Source organism: Streptomyces apricus, assembly GCF_008369065.1.
In the GTDB taxonomy this organism is placed as follows: domain Bacteria; phylum Actinomycetota; class Actinomycetes; order Streptomycetales; family Streptomycetaceae; genus Streptomyces; species Streptomyces apricus.
In genome coordinates this window covers 1-14639 of record NZ_VDFC01000019.1, presented here as the reverse complement: position 1 = coordinate 14639, position 14639 = coordinate 1, and the positions used below count along the sequence as shown (strand labels likewise).

General features: G+C 73.4%; 12 protein-coding genes. 7 read left to right on the top strand and 5 right to left on the bottom strand.

Annotation, left to right across the window (positions count from 1 at the left end; genetic code table 11):
* Positions 1-56 precede the first annotated feature (56 nt).
* From FGF04_RS06755 to FGF04_RS06735, 5 genes are read left to right on the top strand one after another with little or no spacing between them, the layout of a single operon-like run.
* Positions 57-995, top strand: a complete 939-nt coding sequence (locus tag FGF04_RS06755) for a carbohydrate ABC transporter permease (RefSeq protein WP_149510327.1) — start codon at positions 57-59, stop codon at positions 993-995.
* 15 nt (positions 996-1010) lie between these two features.
* Complete coding sequence (locus FGF04_RS06750) at positions 1011-1838, top strand: carbohydrate ABC transporter permease (RefSeq protein ID WP_149510326.1); 828 nt, start codon at positions 1011-1013, stop codon at positions 1836-1838.
* The gene (locus tag FGF04_RS06745; protein ID WP_149510325.1) at positions 1835-2899 is read left to right on the top strand and encodes a LacI family DNA-binding transcriptional regulator; all 1065 of its coding nucleotides are present in this window, start codon (positions 1835-1837) and stop codon (positions 2897-2899) included. Before FGF04_RS06750 ends, FGF04_RS06745 begins: the two co-directional genes overlap by 4 nt.
* Before the next feature lie 39 nt (positions 2900-2938).
* A complete protein-coding gene (locus FGF04_RS06740) occupies positions 2939-4873 on the top strand; it encodes a cellulase family glycosylhydrolase (RefSeq protein WP_149510324.1) in 1935 nt (644 codons plus the stop codon).
* Positions 4870-7167 carry a glycoside hydrolase family 3 N-terminal domain-containing protein gene (locus FGF04_RS06735; protein ID WP_149510323.1) on the top strand — a complete coding sequence of 766 codons (2298 nt, stop codon included), beginning with the start codon at positions 4870-4872 and terminating at the stop codon, positions 7165-7167. The genes FGF04_RS06740 and FGF04_RS06735 overlap by 4 nt, the downstream gene beginning before the upstream one ends.
* 22 nt (positions 7168-7189) lie before the next feature.
* Here the strand turns inward: FGF04_RS06735 and FGF04_RS06730 are convergent, their stop codons facing one another.
* From FGF04_RS06730 to FGF04_RS06720, 3 genes are all read right to left on the bottom strand, one after another.
* Complete coding sequence (locus tag FGF04_RS06730; protein WP_149510322.1) at positions 7190-8038, bottom strand: DUF4097 family beta strand repeat-containing protein; 849 nt, start codon at positions 8036-8038, stop codon at positions 7190-7192.
* Positions 8039-8120: 82 nt separating this feature from the next.
* Positions 8121-9263 (bottom strand): FAD-dependent oxidoreductase, encoded by a 1143-nt coding sequence (locus FGF04_RS06725; protein WP_149510321.1) that lies wholly within the window; start codon positions 9261-9263, stop codon positions 8121-8123.
* 138 nt (positions 9264-9401) lie between these two features.
* The gene (locus FGF04_RS06720) at positions 9402-10088 is read right to left on the bottom strand and encodes a TetR/AcrR family transcriptional regulator (protein ID WP_149510320.1); all 687 of its coding nucleotides are present in this window, start codon (positions 10086-10088) and stop codon (positions 9402-9404) included.
* Between the two features lie 314 nt (positions 10089-10402).
* Here FGF04_RS06720 and FGF04_RS06715 point away from each other — a divergent pair, with 314 nt between their 5' ends.
* Positions 10403-10798 carry an STAS domain-containing protein gene (locus tag FGF04_RS06715; protein ID WP_149510319.1) on the top strand — a complete coding sequence of 132 codons (396 nt, stop codon included), beginning with the start codon at positions 10403-10405 and terminating at the stop codon, positions 10796-10798.
* Positions 10799-10813: 15 nt separating this feature from the next.
* On the opposite strand, the gene FGF04_RS06710 is transcribed toward FGF04_RS06715, so the two are convergent.
* Positions 10814-12022 carry a PP2C family protein-serine/threonine phosphatase gene (locus FGF04_RS06710; protein ID WP_149510318.1) on the bottom strand — a complete coding sequence of 403 codons (1209 nt, stop codon included), beginning with the start codon at positions 12020-12022 and terminating at the stop codon, positions 10814-10816.
* A complete protein-coding gene (locus FGF04_RS06705; protein ID WP_149510317.1) occupies positions 12019-13623 on the bottom strand; it encodes a sensor histidine kinase in 1605 nt (534 codons plus the stop codon). The genes FGF04_RS06710 and FGF04_RS06705 overlap by 4 nt, the downstream gene beginning before the upstream one ends.
* 107 nt (positions 13624-13730) lie before the next feature.
* Between FGF04_RS06705 and FGF04_RS06700 the strand changes: the two genes are divergently transcribed.
* Positions 13731-14501, top strand: coding sequence for a response regulator (locus tag FGF04_RS06700; protein ID WP_149510316.1), 771 nt, complete (start codon positions 13731-13733; stop codon positions 14499-14501).
* The last annotated feature ends 138 nt before the right edge of the window (positions 14502-14639 follow it).

Genomic DNA, 14639 nt, shown 5'->3' with positions numbered 1-14639 from the left:
CCCCCGTGCCCCGCGTGTCCTCCGCGTCCCGCGCCCCAGTCCATCGGAGTCACCGCATGACGACGTTGACGCCCCCACCGGGCGACACCACGGTCCGCCGCCCCGGCCCGCCGTCCGCCGCCGCCGTCCGGCGGTCGCCCCGGCAGGGCGGCACCGTCCTCGCCGTGCCGGCCCTGGTCTGGTACCTGGTGTTCATGGTGGGCCCGCTGATCGCCATCTTCGTGGTCGCGGTCCTGCACTGGCCGGGCATGCTGCAGCCGGTGTCGTTCGCCGGCCTCGGCAACGTGCGCACCGTCCTCGGCGACCCGGTCTTCCGGGACGCCGTGCGCAACACCGCCGTCCAGCTGGCCGTCGCCCTGCCGGTCATGATCGTGTGCGCCTACATGCTGGGCTACTACGTCGCGCAGAAGCCGCCGGGGCACCGGGTGATCCGCTACCTGCTCTTCATCCCGGGGCTCATCTCGACGCCGGCGAAGGCCATGGTCTTCTACGCCGCCCTGTCGCCGGACGGCCTCGCCAACGGCGCCCTGGAGTCCGTGGGCCTCGGCTCGCTGACCGACGCCTGGCTGGCCTCGCCGTCCACCGCGCTGGCCTGTCTGATCGCGCTCGACGTGTGGGCCGGGATCGGCTTCACCGCCGTGCTGTTCGCGGCCCGGCTCGGCAGCGTGCCCGACGAGCTCGGCGAGGCCGCCCAGCTCGACGGCGCCGGGCACTGGCGCACGATGTGGCTCGTCCACTTCCCCGTCATCCGCGACTACGTCGGCGTCGTGACGATGCTCCAGTTCCTGTGGACGCTCTTCGGGTCCGCCCAGCACGTCCTGCTGCTCACCCAGGGCGGCCCGGGCAGCTCGTCCACCACCCTGTCGTTCCTCGTCTACCAGAAGGCGTTCATCGCGGCCGACCTGGGCTACAGCCAGACCGTGGGCGTCGTCCTCTTCCTCGCCGGGCTCGTCGGACTGCTCGCCATCCGCCGCGCATTCCGCCAGAACTACTGATCGGAGCCGCTCACCATGAAGCTCGGCAAGCGCTGGCTGCCCGCTCACGTCCTGGTGTGGTCCTACGCGGTCCTGCTGATCGTGCCGCTCTACTATTTCCTCGCCTCGGCCTTCAAGACCAACGACGAGATCTTCGCGCACCCCTTCGCCCTGCCCACCTCCTTCGGGTTCGGCAACTTCCGCACCGCCTTCGACAGCGCCGACCTGGGGCTCGCCGTCGTCAACTCGGCGCTGGTGACGGTCCTCGCGCTCGTCCTGACCCTGGGCCTCGCGCTGCCCGCGGCGTTCGCGCTCGCGAGGTCCACCGGCCGGCTGGCCTCGGCCGTGGAGAAGGTGTTCTCGCTCGGCTTCCTCGTCCCCACCTTCGCGGCGCTGTTCCCGACGTTCCTGCTGGCCGCGGCGACCGGCCTCTTCCACACCCGTACGTTCATGGTGCTGTTCCTGCCCGCGACCGCGATGCCGCTGTCCGTGGTGATCCTGGTGCAGTTCATGCGGACCATCCCGAAGGAGATGGAGGAGGCCGCCCGCATGGACGGCGCGTCCACGTTCGCGGTCCTGCGGCACGTCTACGTCCCGATGTGCATGCCCGGCATCGCCACCGTCCTGCTGCTGAACTTCCTCACCTTCTGGAACGAGTACCTGTACTCGCTGGTGATCATCGGGCCCGACCCCGCGCAGCGCACGGTCCAGGTCGCCCTGCCCACCCTGAAGTCGATCACCGGCACCGACTACGGCGTCCTCACCGCGGGCACGGTCCTCACCCTCGTCCCGGTGTGGGTCGTCTACACGCTGCTGCAGAAGCGCATGCAGCAGGCGCTCGTCAGCGGGGCGGTGAAGATGTGAGCACGCCGACCGGCGAACCGGAAGGCCTCGCGCGGCCCGGCGGCAGGCGCCCCACCATCAAGGCCGTGGCGGCGGCCGCCGGGGTGTCCACCGCGGCCGTGTCGCAGGCCTTCAACGACAAGGGGCGGCTGTCCCCGGCGACCCGCCGCCGCATCCTGGACACCGCCCTGGAACTGGGCTGGTCGCCCAGCGCGCCCGCCGCCGCCCTGCGCAGCGCCCGCACCCGTACGCTCGCCCTGGTCGTGCGGCGCCCCACCGACGTGCTGGGCGCGGACCCGCACTTCAGCGAGCTGATCACCGGCATAGAGGGCGAACTGGCCCCGCGCGGCTACGGGTTGCTGCTGCACCTGGTCGCGGGGGCGCAGGAGGAGAACGTCCTCTACGAGCGGCTGGCCGCCGAGGGACGGGTGGACGGCGCGGTGCTCACCGACGCCCGTACCGACGACCCGCGGCCCGCGCTGCTGACCCGGCTCGGCCTGCCCGCCGTGCTGCTCGGCGCCCCGGACCGCGCGGCGGCCGTGCCGAGCGTGGGCCTGGGAGGGCAGGGGGCCGGCGTCGAGGAGGTCGTCGCCCACCTCCTCGCGCTCGGCCACCGGCGCATCGCGTACGTGGCCGGTCCCGAGGAGCTGCAGCACACCCGGCTGCGGCACGGCGCCTTCGACGCGGCCCTGCGTGCCGCGGGGGTGCGGCCGGTCGCCGTGCTGCACACCGACTTCTCGGAGGTGTCGGCGGTCGCGGCGACCGACGCGCTGCTGGCCACCGCCGACCGGCCCACCGCCGTCGTCTACGCCAACGACTCGATGGCCGTGTGCGGCATGGGGGCCGCCCAGCGGGCCGGGCTGCGCGTCCCGCGCGACCTCTCGGTCGTCGGCTACGACAACCTGCCGCTGGGCCGCTGGCTCCATCCGCGGCTGACCACCGTCGACCAGCAGGTGCAGCGCGTCGGCGCCGCCGCGGCGCGGGTCCTGCTCGCCCGCTGCGGCGAGGACGTCGAGGCCGGACGGCTCGACGGCAGACCCCGGCTGGTCGTCCGCGAGTCCACGGGCCCCGCGCCCCACTGACAGCCCCTCAGCCTCATCCCCCGAAGGATCACAAGGACCATGCGACGCCACAGCGCCCACCTGACCCACGACCCCGCCGTGCTGCCCTGGCTCGGTGCCAACTTCTGGTCCCGCACCGGCGGCCCCCTGATGTGGCGCGACTACGACCCGAAGACGGTCCGCGAGGAACTGGGGGTGCTGCGCGAGCACGGCCTGACCATGACGCGCTCCTTCTTCTACTGGCCCGACTTCCACCCCGAGCCGCACCGGATCGACGAGACGCTGTGCGAGCGTTTCGCGGACTTCCTCGACGCGCACACCGAGGCGGGCATGGGCACCGTGCCGACCTTCATCGTCGGCCACATGTCCGGCGAGAACTGGGACCCCGTCTGGCGCGGCGGACGGGACCTGTACGAGGACGTGTGGATGGTCGGCCGCCAGGCGTGGTTCGCCTCGCAGATGACCCGCCGCTTCAAGGACCACCCCGCGGTCACCGGCTGGCTCGTCACCAACGAGATGCCCGGCTACGGCCGGATCTACCAGGAGAACCCGCCCTCCTCCGACGTCGTCACGGCCTGGGCACAGGCCCTGTGCAACGCCGTGCGGGCGGCGGGCGGCACCCAGCCCCTCTCCCTCGGGGACGGCGCCTGGGGCATCGAGGTGACCGGCCGCGACAACGGCTTCTCGCTGCGCGACACCGCCGAGTACGTCGACTTCGTGGGCCCGCACGTCTACCGCTCGGACACCGACCGGCCCCGCCAGCACCACCGCGCCGCCTTCGAGTGCGAGCTGGCCTCGGTGACCGGGCAGCCCGTCGTGCTGGAGGAGTTCGGCCTGTCCACGGACACCGTCTCCGCCGAGAACGCCGGGATCTACTACCGGCAGACCCTGCACAACAGCCTGCTGGGCGGGGCCACCGGCTGGATCGCCTGGAACAACACCGACTACGACGACCTGTGGGACCGCTCGCCGTACGACCACCACCCCTTCGAGATGCACTTCGGCATCACGGACGGCGAGGGCGCCCCGAAGGCCCCACTGCTCGAACTCGCGGAGTTCGCCGACGTGTTGCGGGCCGTCGACTTCCCCCGCTGCACGCGCGCCGACACCGACGCCGCCCTGGTCGTACCGGCGTTCCTGGAGCGCGGGTACCCGTACAGCAGGCCGGCCGACCGTCCGCTGATCTTCACCTCGCTGCACCAGGCGTACGTCGCCGCGCGCGCCGCCGACCTCCCGGCCGCGCTGGTCCGCGAGGCCGACGGCCTGCCCGGCCACGCCAAGCTGTATCTGCTGCCCGCCACGCGGCAGTTGACCACCCGCACCCGGCGCGAGCTGGCCCGCCGGGCCGAGGAGGGCGCGACGGTCTACCTCTCCTTCTGCTCCGGCGAGCACCCCGGCACGCGCGGCCCGTGGTTCGACGACCTCGACGGCCTGTTCGGGGTCGAGCTGCAACTGTCGTACGGGGTCGCCGAGCCCGTCACCGACGACGTGCTGGAGATGACCTTCACCGAGGACTTCGGGCCGCTCGCGGCGGGCGAGACCCTCACCTTCCCGGTGGCGGGCAACGAGGACAGCCGCGCCTACCTGCCGGTCGTCCCGCGCGACGCCCGCGTCGTCGCCGTGGACGCGCACGGCCGGCCCGCCCTGCTGGTGCGCGCGACGGGCCGGGGACGGACCGTCCTCGCGACCTACCCGCTGGAGCACATGGCCGCCCGCACCGCACACGTCAACCCCGAGCAGACCCACCGGCTGTACGCGGCCCTCGCGGAGGTCGCCGGCGCCGTCCGCCCGGTCACGGTGGACAGCCCGTACGTGGGGGCCGACCTGCTGCGGCACGAGGACGGACGGAGCTTCGTGTGGCTGGTCAGCCAGTCCCCCGAGGAGCTGACCGTACGCCCGCGGGCGGCCGGCGCCCTGCACGACGTGTCCACCGGCGAGCGGATCACCGACGTGCGGCTCGCCCCGTACGGGGTCGCCGTCCTGGAGCTGACGTGACCCGGCCCCTCCACCGGGACCCGGACGCGCCGGTCGGGGCCCGGGTGCGCGACCTGCTGGGCCGCATGACGCTCCAGGAGAAGGTCGGCCAGGTCAACCAGCGCCTGTACGGCTGGGACGCGTACGAGCGGATTCCCGCAGGGCCCGACGGGCGGACGCCGTCCGGTGGGCACCGGCTCACCGACGCCTTCCGGGCCGAGGTCGCCGCCCACGACGGCATGGGCGCCCTCTACGGGCTCCAGCGCGCCGACCCCTGGTCCGGCGTGGGCTTCGCGGACGGCATCACGGCGGCCGACGGCGCCCGGGTCGCCGACGAGGTGCAGCGGTACGTCGTGGAGAACACCCGGCTGGGTGTGCCGGTGCTGTTCGTGGAGGAGGTGCCGCACGGCCACCAGGCCCTGGACGGCACGGTCCTGCCGGTGAACCTCGCCGTGGGCGCCACCTGGGACCCCGATCTGTACGAGGCCGCGGCCGAGGCGGCGGGCGCCGAACTGCGGGCCCGCGGCGGCCATGTCGCGCTGATGTCGGCCCTGGACCTGGTGCGCGACCCGCGCTGGGGCCGCGCCGAGGAGTGCTTCGGCGAGGATCCGTACCTGGCGGCCCGGTTCACCGGGGCGCTGGTGCGCGGCATGCGCAGGGCGGACGCCGCGGTCGTCCTCAAGCACTTCGCCGGGCAGGGGGCGACGGTCGGCGGGCGCAACAGCGCGGCCACCGAACTCGGGCCGCGAGAACTGCACGAGATCCACCTCGCGGCGGCGCGCGCGGGCGTCCGGGCCGGCGCGGCGGGCGTGATGGCCGCGTACAACGAACTGGACGGCCTGCCCTGCGTCGCCGACCGGTCCCTGCTGACGGGTCTCCTGCGCGAGCGGTGGGGGTACGAGGGGATCGTCATGGCGGACGGCGGCGCCGTCGACCGCCTGGTGCGCCTGACGGGCGACCCGGTGACCGCGGGCGCCATGGCGCTGGCGGCGGGCTGCGACCTGAGCCTGTGGGACGCCGCCTACTCCCGGCTGGCGGAGGCCGTCACCCGTGGGCTCGTGCCCGAGGCCGCGCTCGACGCCGCCGTCGCCCGGGTCCTCGCGCTCAAGTTCCGCCTCGGCCTCTTCGAGCAGCCGTACGCGTCCGGGCGTCCCGTCCACGAAACGCCTTTGCCGGTAAGGGACTTGAGCGAGCGGATCGCCAGGGCCTGCGTCGTGCTGCTCGCACACGACGGGCACACCCTGCCGCTGCCGTCCACCACCCGGCGGATCGCCGTGCTGGGCCCCTGCGCCGACTCGGTGCCGCACCAGATCGGCGACTACKCCGCGCCCCAGCGGCCCGGGACCGGTGTCACCGTCCTCGCGGGCCTCCGCGCGGCCGTCCCCGAGGGCGTCGAGGTGACCCATGCCGCCGGGTGCGCGCTGACCGGCGGCGACTCCTCCGGGCTTCCCGAAGCGGTCGCCCTGGCCGCCGGGGCGCAGGTGGCCGTACTGGTGCTGGGCGGCTCCAGCGCCCGCGACGGCGCCACGGCCTTCGACGACAACGGGGCGGCGCGGGTCGGTTCGGCCACGCCGGGCGGGATGACCTGCGGCGAGGGCGTCGACCTGGCGGAACTGACCCTGCCGGTGGGCCAGTTGCGGCTGATCGAGGCGGTGGCTGCCACGGGCACGCCGGTCGTCGTGGTCCTGGTCCAGGGGCGTCCGCACGCCCTGCCGGACCTCTCCGGCACCGCGGGCGCCGTGCTGAGCGCCTGGTACCCGGGGCCGTGGGGCGGCCGGGCGGTCGCCGACGTCCTCCTCGGCCGGGCCGAGCCGCAGGGGCGCCTGCCCGTCTCGGTCCCGCGCTCGGCGGCCCACCTGCCCGTCTTCTACAACGGCAAGGACCACGGCTACCGGGGCTATGTCGACCAACCGGCCTCCGCCCGCCACCCGTTCGGCCACGGGCTGTCGTACACGACGGTGTCCTACGGCGCACCGCGCCTGTCGCGTACGGCCGTGTCCGTGGGCGCGCCCGACCTGACCTGCACGGTCGCCGTCACCAACACGGGGGACCGGCCGGTGACCGAGACCGTGCAGCTGTACGTGCGGCGGCTGTCGGGCGGCTCGTCCTGGCCCAGGACGCGGGAACTGCGCGGGTTCACGCGCGTCCCGCTGCGGCCGGGCGAGAGCGCCGAGGCCGTGTTCGCCGTCGACGCGGACACGCTCGCCTCGGTGACGCGGGACCTCGGCCGGGCGGTGGAGACGGGCGAACTCCTCCTGGAGACCGGCCCGTCGTCGGACCGGACCACCGGGGCGCCCCTCACGGTCGCGCCCTGAGCACCCGGCCTCCGGTACGCGTCTACTCCACCCGGGCCGTGACGTCGCCGTTGACGGTGGTGAGCGTCATGCTGCGGCCGTCGTCCCCGCCGCCGGTGGGCACGGTGACCTTCGGGCGGCCGTTGTCGGTGGTCGCCGCGACCCGGTAGGCGGGCGCGCCGTGCGGGACGGTGACCCGGACCGAGCCGTTGGTGGAGACGGCGCCGACGCCGTCCGGCGAGGTGGCGCAGCCGAGCGTCACGTCGCCGTTCACCGTCGTGGCGTGCAGTTCTCCCGCGCGCAGGGTGTGCGCCCGCACGGATCCGTTACGGGTCTCCAGCCGGACGGCGGCGCCCTTGCGGCCGGACCCGACCACGGTCACGTCGCCGTTGACGGTCGTGAGGTCGAGTGCCGCGGAGACACCGGCCACGTCGATCCCCGCGTTGCGGGCGGAGACGGTGACGGACACGCCGTCCGGCACCCGGACCTCGGGCATACGGGGGCACTCCCGGCCGCGCTCGTCGCCGTTCCCGTCCTCGGCGCCGTTCCCGTCCTCGGCGTCGTCCCCGTCCCCGTACCGGTCCTCGGCTTCGCTGCCGTCCCGCGCCGGGCACGACAGGTCGAGGACCCTGGTGTCGCCCCGGTGGGACCACGCGTGCCGGACGTCTCCCCCGACCTCGGCCCGGTCACCCTCGGCGGGCCGCAGCCGCACGCCGTTGTCGGTGCTGATCACGAGATCGGCGCCACGGGCCATGACCAGTTGCGCCCCGGCCGCCCGGGAGCCGTCGTCGCCGTCGTTCCCGCCGGAACCGCCKCCGCACGCCGCGACCAGAGGGGCCACCGCCAGCAGGGCGAGCAGGTGCCGTGCGCGCGTCGTCGTCGTTGCGTCCATGCCAGGTCGACTTCCCCCGGGCCGCCCGTCCATGACTGCCGGGGTCCTTCCGGGCACCCCCGGCCCTGCGCGGCACCCGGTCCTACGCGGCGCCCGGTCCGGCGGTGAAGAACTCGGTCATGCGCTCCAGGGCGTGCTCCCCGAACATGTTCTCCAGGCCGGCCGCGGACGCGGCGGCGGACGCCTTGGCGCGCGGGAAGAGGTCCTTCTCGTACGCGCTCAGCGCCGCCTCGGTGTCGCCGGGGTGGGCGGCGATCGCCAGGGCGAGCTCGGCCCCGTCGAGCATGGCCAGGTTGGCGCCCTCCCCGGCGAAGGGCGACATCAGGTGCGCGGCGTCGCCGAGCAGCGTCACACCGGGGACACGGGGCCAGCGGTGCCCGACCGGCAGGGCGTGGATGAGGCGCGGCACCGGTGCGCCGTCGGCGTCGGCGACGAGGGCGCGCAGGTCCTCGTCCCAGCCCTCGAAGTGACGCAGGACGGCGGCCTTGGCCCCGGCCGCGTCGCCGAAGTCGATGGTGTCCAGCCAGCCCTCGCCGGTCCTGAGCGCCGTGTAGACGTGCAGGCTGCCGTCGGTCTCCCGGTGGGCGAGCAGGGCCCGGTGGTCACCGAGACAGAAGAGGGATCCGCGGCCGACGACCGCGGCGGCGCGGGGGTGGCGGAGGTCGGCCTCCAGCAGGTCGGTCTCGACGAAGGAGATGCCGGTGTAGGCGGGCCCGGCGTCGGAGACCAGCGGCCGCACGCGCGACCAGGCGCCGTCGGCGCCGACGAGGAGGTCGGTGGTGACGGACGGGCCGTCGGCGAAGGTCACCTCGTGGCGTCCGCCGTCCAGCGCGCGGGTGCCGGTGACCTTCTTGCCCCAGCGGACGGTGCCGGGCGGAAGGGAGCCGAGCAGCAGCTCGCGCAGGTCTCCCCGGTCCACCTCCGGGCGTCCGCGGCCGACGTCGCCGCTCTCCTCCACGCGGACGGTGCCGTCCGGGCCGAGCAGGCGCATCGCCTCACCACCCTCGTGGACGATCTTCCGGAAGTCCTCGAAAAGGCCGGCGGCGCGCAGCGCCCGCTGTCCGCTCTCCTCGTGGATGTCGAGCATGCCGCCCTGGGTACGGGCTCCCGCCGACGCCTCCAGGTCGAAGACGGCCGCGTCGACGCCGTTCTCGTGCAGGACGCGGGCGGCGGTGAGACCGCCCAGACCCGCGCCGATGATCGCGATGGGGACATGAGTGCTCATGAAGGCCTCCTGGGTGTGTTCCTGCGACACCTCCACCGTAACGAACCTGTTCGTCACGAACAAGTTCGCACGGAGGTGAAGGAAAGGGCAGGCCGGGCGTCCGGGGCCCGGCCTGCCCACGAGGCAGTCCTGAAGGCCTCAGTCGGGGTCGGGCACGGGCGTGCTGCCGATCCCGTTGATCAGCACCTCGAAACCCCACCTCAGGCGGTCCCCGCCGCTGATCAGCGCGGGCATGTGCGCCTTGATCGCCGGATGACGCGTCCCGTCCTCGGCGTGCAGCGCCCGGGTGAGCGCGTCCCACTCCTGCTGCGCCGCGGGATCCTGGTCGCGCGTGGACTGCTCGGCCGCGGTGGCGGTGGCCGTCTGGAGCAGTTGGTCGACACCCCAGGCCACCTGCTCGACGGGGGCCCCGCCGCGCGCGAGCAGCGCCAGGACGCGGTCCACCAGCCGGAGGTAGTTGTCGCCGCTGGGGCGCGCCACGAGCGCCGAGCGCGCGAGCTGCGGATGCCGGAACAGGACGAGGGTGTACGAGGTCAGCACGGCGACGAGCCGCTCGCGCCAGTCGTCCCCGCCCCCCTCCTCCGCGAGGTCGACCTCGCCCAGCAGCGCGTCGAGCACGGCCGCGTGCAGTTCGGCGGTGTTGGCCACGTACACGTAGAGCGAGGCGGGGCCGGTGTCCAGCTCCTGCGCCAGCCGGCGCATGGTGACCTTCTCCAGCCCTTCGGCACGCATGATCCGTACCGCGGTGTCGACGATCCACCCCCGGGACAGGGCGGGCTTGGCGGGGCGCTCCCGGCGGCTCTTCGGCTCGCTTCTCTCACTCACCGCCCGATCGTAACGAACACGTTCGCGACCTGTTTCCCGCCTCCAGTGGTCAGCGCCCAGCACTCGGTGCGCAGTCCTCAGCACCCAGTCCTCAGTACGCAGTGCTCAGCACCGTGACGTCCGCAAGCAAATCGCAGGTTACTCACTCGATGGGGTGACATACCGAATGGATGCATCGTTTCTGCACATCCAATGCGTCCTACGGTGCAAGTGCGGCGACCTTGCCCCCGTCGGCCTGCAGCAAACGATCGGTGCCTCCACACTGCCGTGACGAAGCGTGGGGAGGCCCGGATGACGTCCACGGTGAGGCCTTCATGTCGTTGCTCAAGTCCGATTCCCTTCCCGCCACGCACCTGCCCGGCGGCGCCCACGCGCGGTGCTTCCGCAGCGGCGAGGCCACCGTGGTGGAGCTGCACGGTGAGATCGACCTCTTCACCGCCGCCGCGATCAGCGCCGAACTCGACGGGGCGACCGAGCCGTACGCCCCGCAGGTGCTCGTCGACCTGCGGCCCGTGACCTTCATCGACACCAGCGGGCTCGACGTCCTGCACCGCGCCCACGCACGGGTCCGCTCCCGCGCAGGCCTCCTGCGGCTGGTCGTCGAGAAGCCGCACGTCCGCCGGCTGCTGCGCCTCGCCGCACCCGACCTCCTCCCCCTCACCGTCACCGTCGACGACCTCTCCGCGGCCGGCCGCCGGGGGCGCGGGTAGCGGTGGCCCGGGCCCTCAGCCGGTGCGCAGGGGCAGGCCGTCCCAGTCGAGGCGGAGCACGGCCAGGTCGTCGGTGTGCCGGCCGGCGTTCAGCGCGTGGGTCTCCCGTATGAGGAGGTCGACGTGGGCGGCCGGGTCCGCCGTCGGCAGCTTCACGATCAGCGCGAGCAGCCCCTCGACGCCGAGCCGGTCGCTCTGCGTCCCGTTGTGCCCTTCGGTGAGGCCGTCGGTGTAGAGCGTCAGGGCGCCGGCGGCCGGCAGCGGGATGACCGTGGAGGGCCAGCTGCGGATCTCGGGGACGATGCCCAGCGCGATGCCGTGCGCGGCGGTCAGTTCCCAGGTGCCCTCGGTCGTGGTGAGGAGGGGTTCGTGGTGGCCGGCCAGGTGGAGGGTGGCGGTGCCCGCGTGCTGGTCGAGGGTGAGGAGGGTGCAGGTGGCGAACAGGTGCTGACTGCCGCGTTCGGCGACCAGGATGCGTTCCATCAGGTGCAGCAGGTCGTCCCCGCGGTGTCCGCCGAGCACGAGGGAACGCCAGGCGATCCGCAGGCAGACCCCGAGCGCGGCGGCGTCGGGGCCGTGGCCGCTGACGTCGCCCACCACGGCGTGCAGCAGCCCGTCGTCCCCCTCCACCACGTCGAGGAAGTCCCCGCCCAGCAGGGCCATCTCGGCGCCGGGCAGGTAGCGGGACGTCACCCGCACCGTGGAGGTGTCGAGGATCGGCTGGGGCAGCAGCCCGCGTTCCAGGCGTGCGTTCTCCTCCGCCCGCAGCCGGATGGCCTGCGCCTCGGCGCTCGCCCGTTCGGTCTGGCTGCGGTAGACGGCATACCGGAGCGTGCGCTGCAGCAGGTCCGCCTCGACCTTTCCCTTGACGAGGTAGTCCTGGGCGCCCGCGGCCATGGCGTCGGTGCCCGCCCGGTCCTCGGAGAGGCCGGTCAGGACGATCACCGCGGTGTGCGGCGCCAGCCGCCGGACGGCGGTGACCGCGTCGATGCCCGACACGTCGGGCAGGTGCAGGTCCAGGAGCACGCAGTCGAGCGGGCTCCCGGCCAGTTCGGCGCGCGCCTCGGCCAGCGTGGTCCGGGTCGTCAGCGTGAACCGCAGGCCCGTGTCGTGGAGGAGTTCCTCCACGAGCAGGGCGTCACCGAGGTCGTCCTCGATGAGGAGGATGCGGTACGTGGGGTCGTCGGAGGCCGCCTGCGGGACGCCCGTCACGGCTGTCGTCATCGCGCGGGCTCCGCGTCGGCGCGGGTGGCCTCGGGCAGGGAGGCGGCGGCGGCCTCCGGCGGCTGCGGTGCGAGCGTGAAGGTGATGCGGGCGCCGTCGCGGTACTCCGGGTCCACGCCGATGGTGCCGCCGTGGAACTCGACGATCTTCTTGCACATCGCGAGGCCGATGCCGCTGCCGGCGTAGGCGTCCTTGGTGTGCAGCCGCTGGAAGATGACGAAGATCTTGTCGGCGTACTCCGGTGCGATGCCGATGCCGTTGTCGGTGACGGTGAACCGCCACAGCTCGCCCTCCCGGGCCGCCGTGACGTGGATCTTCGGCGCCTCGCCCGGGCGGCGGAACTTGACGGCGTTGCCTATCAGGTTCTGCCACAGCATGCCCAGCTGGGTGGGGTCCGCGACCAGGGTCGGGAGCGGGTCGTGGGTGATCGTCGCGCCGGCCTCCTCGATGCCGACGCTCATCGAGGACAGGGTGCCTTCGAGCACCTTGTCCAGGTCGACGCTCTGGTGGGCGTTGTGCACCCGTCCGACGCGGGAGAAGTCCAGCAGGTCGTTGATGAGGACCTGCATGCGGTTCGCCCCGTCGACCGCGAAGTCGATGTACTGGTCGGCCCGGCTGTCGAGCTGCCCGCCGTAGCGGCGCTGCAGGAGCTGGGTGAAGCTGGAGACCTTGCGCAGCGGCTCCTGGAGGTCGTGGGAGGCCACGTACGCGAACTGCTCCAGCTCGGCGTTGGAGCGCTGGAGGTCGGCCGCCTGCGCGTCCAGCCGCAGCCTCGTCTCCTCGCTGCTCGCCAGTTCCCGCACCAGACGGCGGCGCATGAAGTCGATCTCGACGCTGAGGCGCCGCAGGTCCGCGGGTCCGGTCGGGGTGATGGGGTGGTCGAAGTTGCCGCCGGAGATGGCCCGGGCGTCCGCGCCGAGCCGCTCCAGCGGCCTGTTGATGCCCCGGCGCAGCCCTTCGAAGATCAGCGCCGTGAGGACGACGATGAGGACGGCGATGGCACTGAACACCCAGTTGCGCACGGACATCGTGGTCATCAGCTCGTCCCTGGCCCGCACGCGGTCCGCGCGCAGGTGCTCCTGCTGGTTGCCCAGGGCCGTGCGCACCTCGTCGAAGGCGGCCTTGCCCTCGGCCGCCCGTTCGGTGGCCAGCGGCGAGGGCGCGCCGGGCGGCTCGGCGGCCACGGGTTCGGCGATCCGCCGCTGCCACGTCCGCACGGCGTCCTGGACGGCCTTCAGGTCCTTCAGCCCTCCGCTGTCGCCCTTGAGCAGCTCGGTGAGCCGCTCGGTGTTCTCCTTCTCCTCGGCGACCCCCTGCCGGTAGGGCGTGACGAAGTCCCGCGTACCGGTGAGCCCGTAGCCGCGGATGCCGGTCTCCTGGTTGAGGACGGCCGCCTCCAGCCGGATGGCGACGGTCAGCGCGGGAGAGCGCACGTCCACGAGCTCCCGGCTGATCGTCCCGGTCCGGTTCAGGATGTACGCGCCCGTCACCCCGAGCAGGGTCAGGACCACCAGGGAAGCGGCCACCCCGACGCGAAGCCACCGCCTGGTCGTCCACGCGGACAGACCTCGCGTACGCGATCGCCTCTCATCGCCGGTCATTCTGTGGGCTCCTCGCTGTGCCGGTGCCGGGAAAGTTTCGGCAGCACACTTTAAGGGGCGACAACCCTTGTTGTCGCGCAGCTGCTCAGGGACCTAAAGTGCCGGGTATGCCAGGCAAGGACTTCGTACCCCGGAGCACCCCGCAGGAGACGGCCACCCTCGCTCACGCGGCGGTCGGGCGGCTCGCGCGGCACCTTGCCCACCGGCTGCTGGAAGCCCCGTCGCCCCCGCCCCCGGACGACCCGGCGCACGCTCTGGCCCTGCTCCACGCGCTGGATCACCTCAAGCAGGCCACCGAACGGCTGCAGCAGGAAGCGGCCGTGGCCGCCGCCCGTGCGGGTGCCGGTTACCCGCAGATCGGCGCCGCATGCGGCATGACCCGGCAGGGCGCCCGGCGCCGCTGGCCGGGACTCTTCAACCACTCCACCGAGAAACCCACGGAGCACCCGACAATGACCAGCCCCATCCGTCCCTTCGACGTCCTGCTCGTCGAAGACGACATCGCCGACGCCATGCTCATCGAGGAGGCCCTCTCCGAGCGCGGCGCCCGCAACCTGGTCCAGGTCACCGACGGCGTCGCCGCACTGGAGCACCTGAGGACCCCGGGCACCCCGCGGCCCGACCTGATCGTCCTCGACCTGAACATGCCCCGCATGAACGGCCGCGACCTGCTGAAGGTCCTGAAGAGCGACGACGACCTCCAGACGATCCCCGTGGTCGTCCTCACCACGTCCACCGCGCCGGACGACGTCACGGGCGCGTACAGCAGCCACGCCAACGCCTACGTGACCAAGCCCGTCAACCTCGAAGAGTTCGAGCAGGCCGTCCAGAGCATCGACGCCTTCTACCTCGACACCGCCACCCGGCCCCGCCCCTGAGCACACCGCCCCGCCACGCAGGCGGGGCACGCGCATCGGCTAGCCCCGCCCGCACCGCCTCCCGGTGGTGCGGGCGGCGCCGTGTGCGGGCCGCGGGCGCCCCGTTCCCCGATTGACGTTGTCATGCACCTGTACAGA

Bases quoted from the DNA above. Each gene is read 5' to 3' on its own strand.
- FGF04_RS06755 (WP_149510327.1), top strand. From the start codon at position 57: ATGACGACGTTGACGCCCCCACCGGGCGACACCACGGTCCGCCGCCCC.
- FGF04_RS06750 (WP_149510326.1), top strand. From the start codon at position 1,011: ATGAAGCTCGGCAAGCGCTGGCTGCCCGCTCACGTCCTGGTGTGGTCC.
- FGF04_RS06740 (WP_149510324.1), top strand. From the start codon at position 2,939: ATGCGACGCCACAGCGCCCACCTGACCCACGACCCCGCCGTGCTGCCC.
- FGF04_RS06725 (WP_149510321.1), bottom strand. From the start codon at position 9,263: ATGAGCACTCATGTCCCCATCGCGATCATCGGCGCGGGTCTGGGCGGT.
- FGF04_RS06715 (WP_149510319.1), top strand. From the start codon at position 10,403: ATGTCGTTGCTCAAGTCCGATTCCCTTCCCGCCACGCACCTGCCCGGC.
- FGF04_RS06710 (WP_149510318.1), bottom strand. From the start codon at position 12,022: ATGACGACAGCCGTGACGGGCGTCCCGCAGGCGGCCTCCGACGACCCC.
- FGF04_RS06705 (WP_149510317.1), bottom strand. From the start codon at position 13,623: ATGACCGGCGATGAGAGGCGATCGCGTACGCGAGGTCTGTCCGCGTGG.
- FGF04_RS06700 (WP_149510316.1), top strand. From the start codon at position 13,731: ATGCCAGGCAAGGACTTCGTACCCCGGAGCACCCCGCAGGAGACGGCC.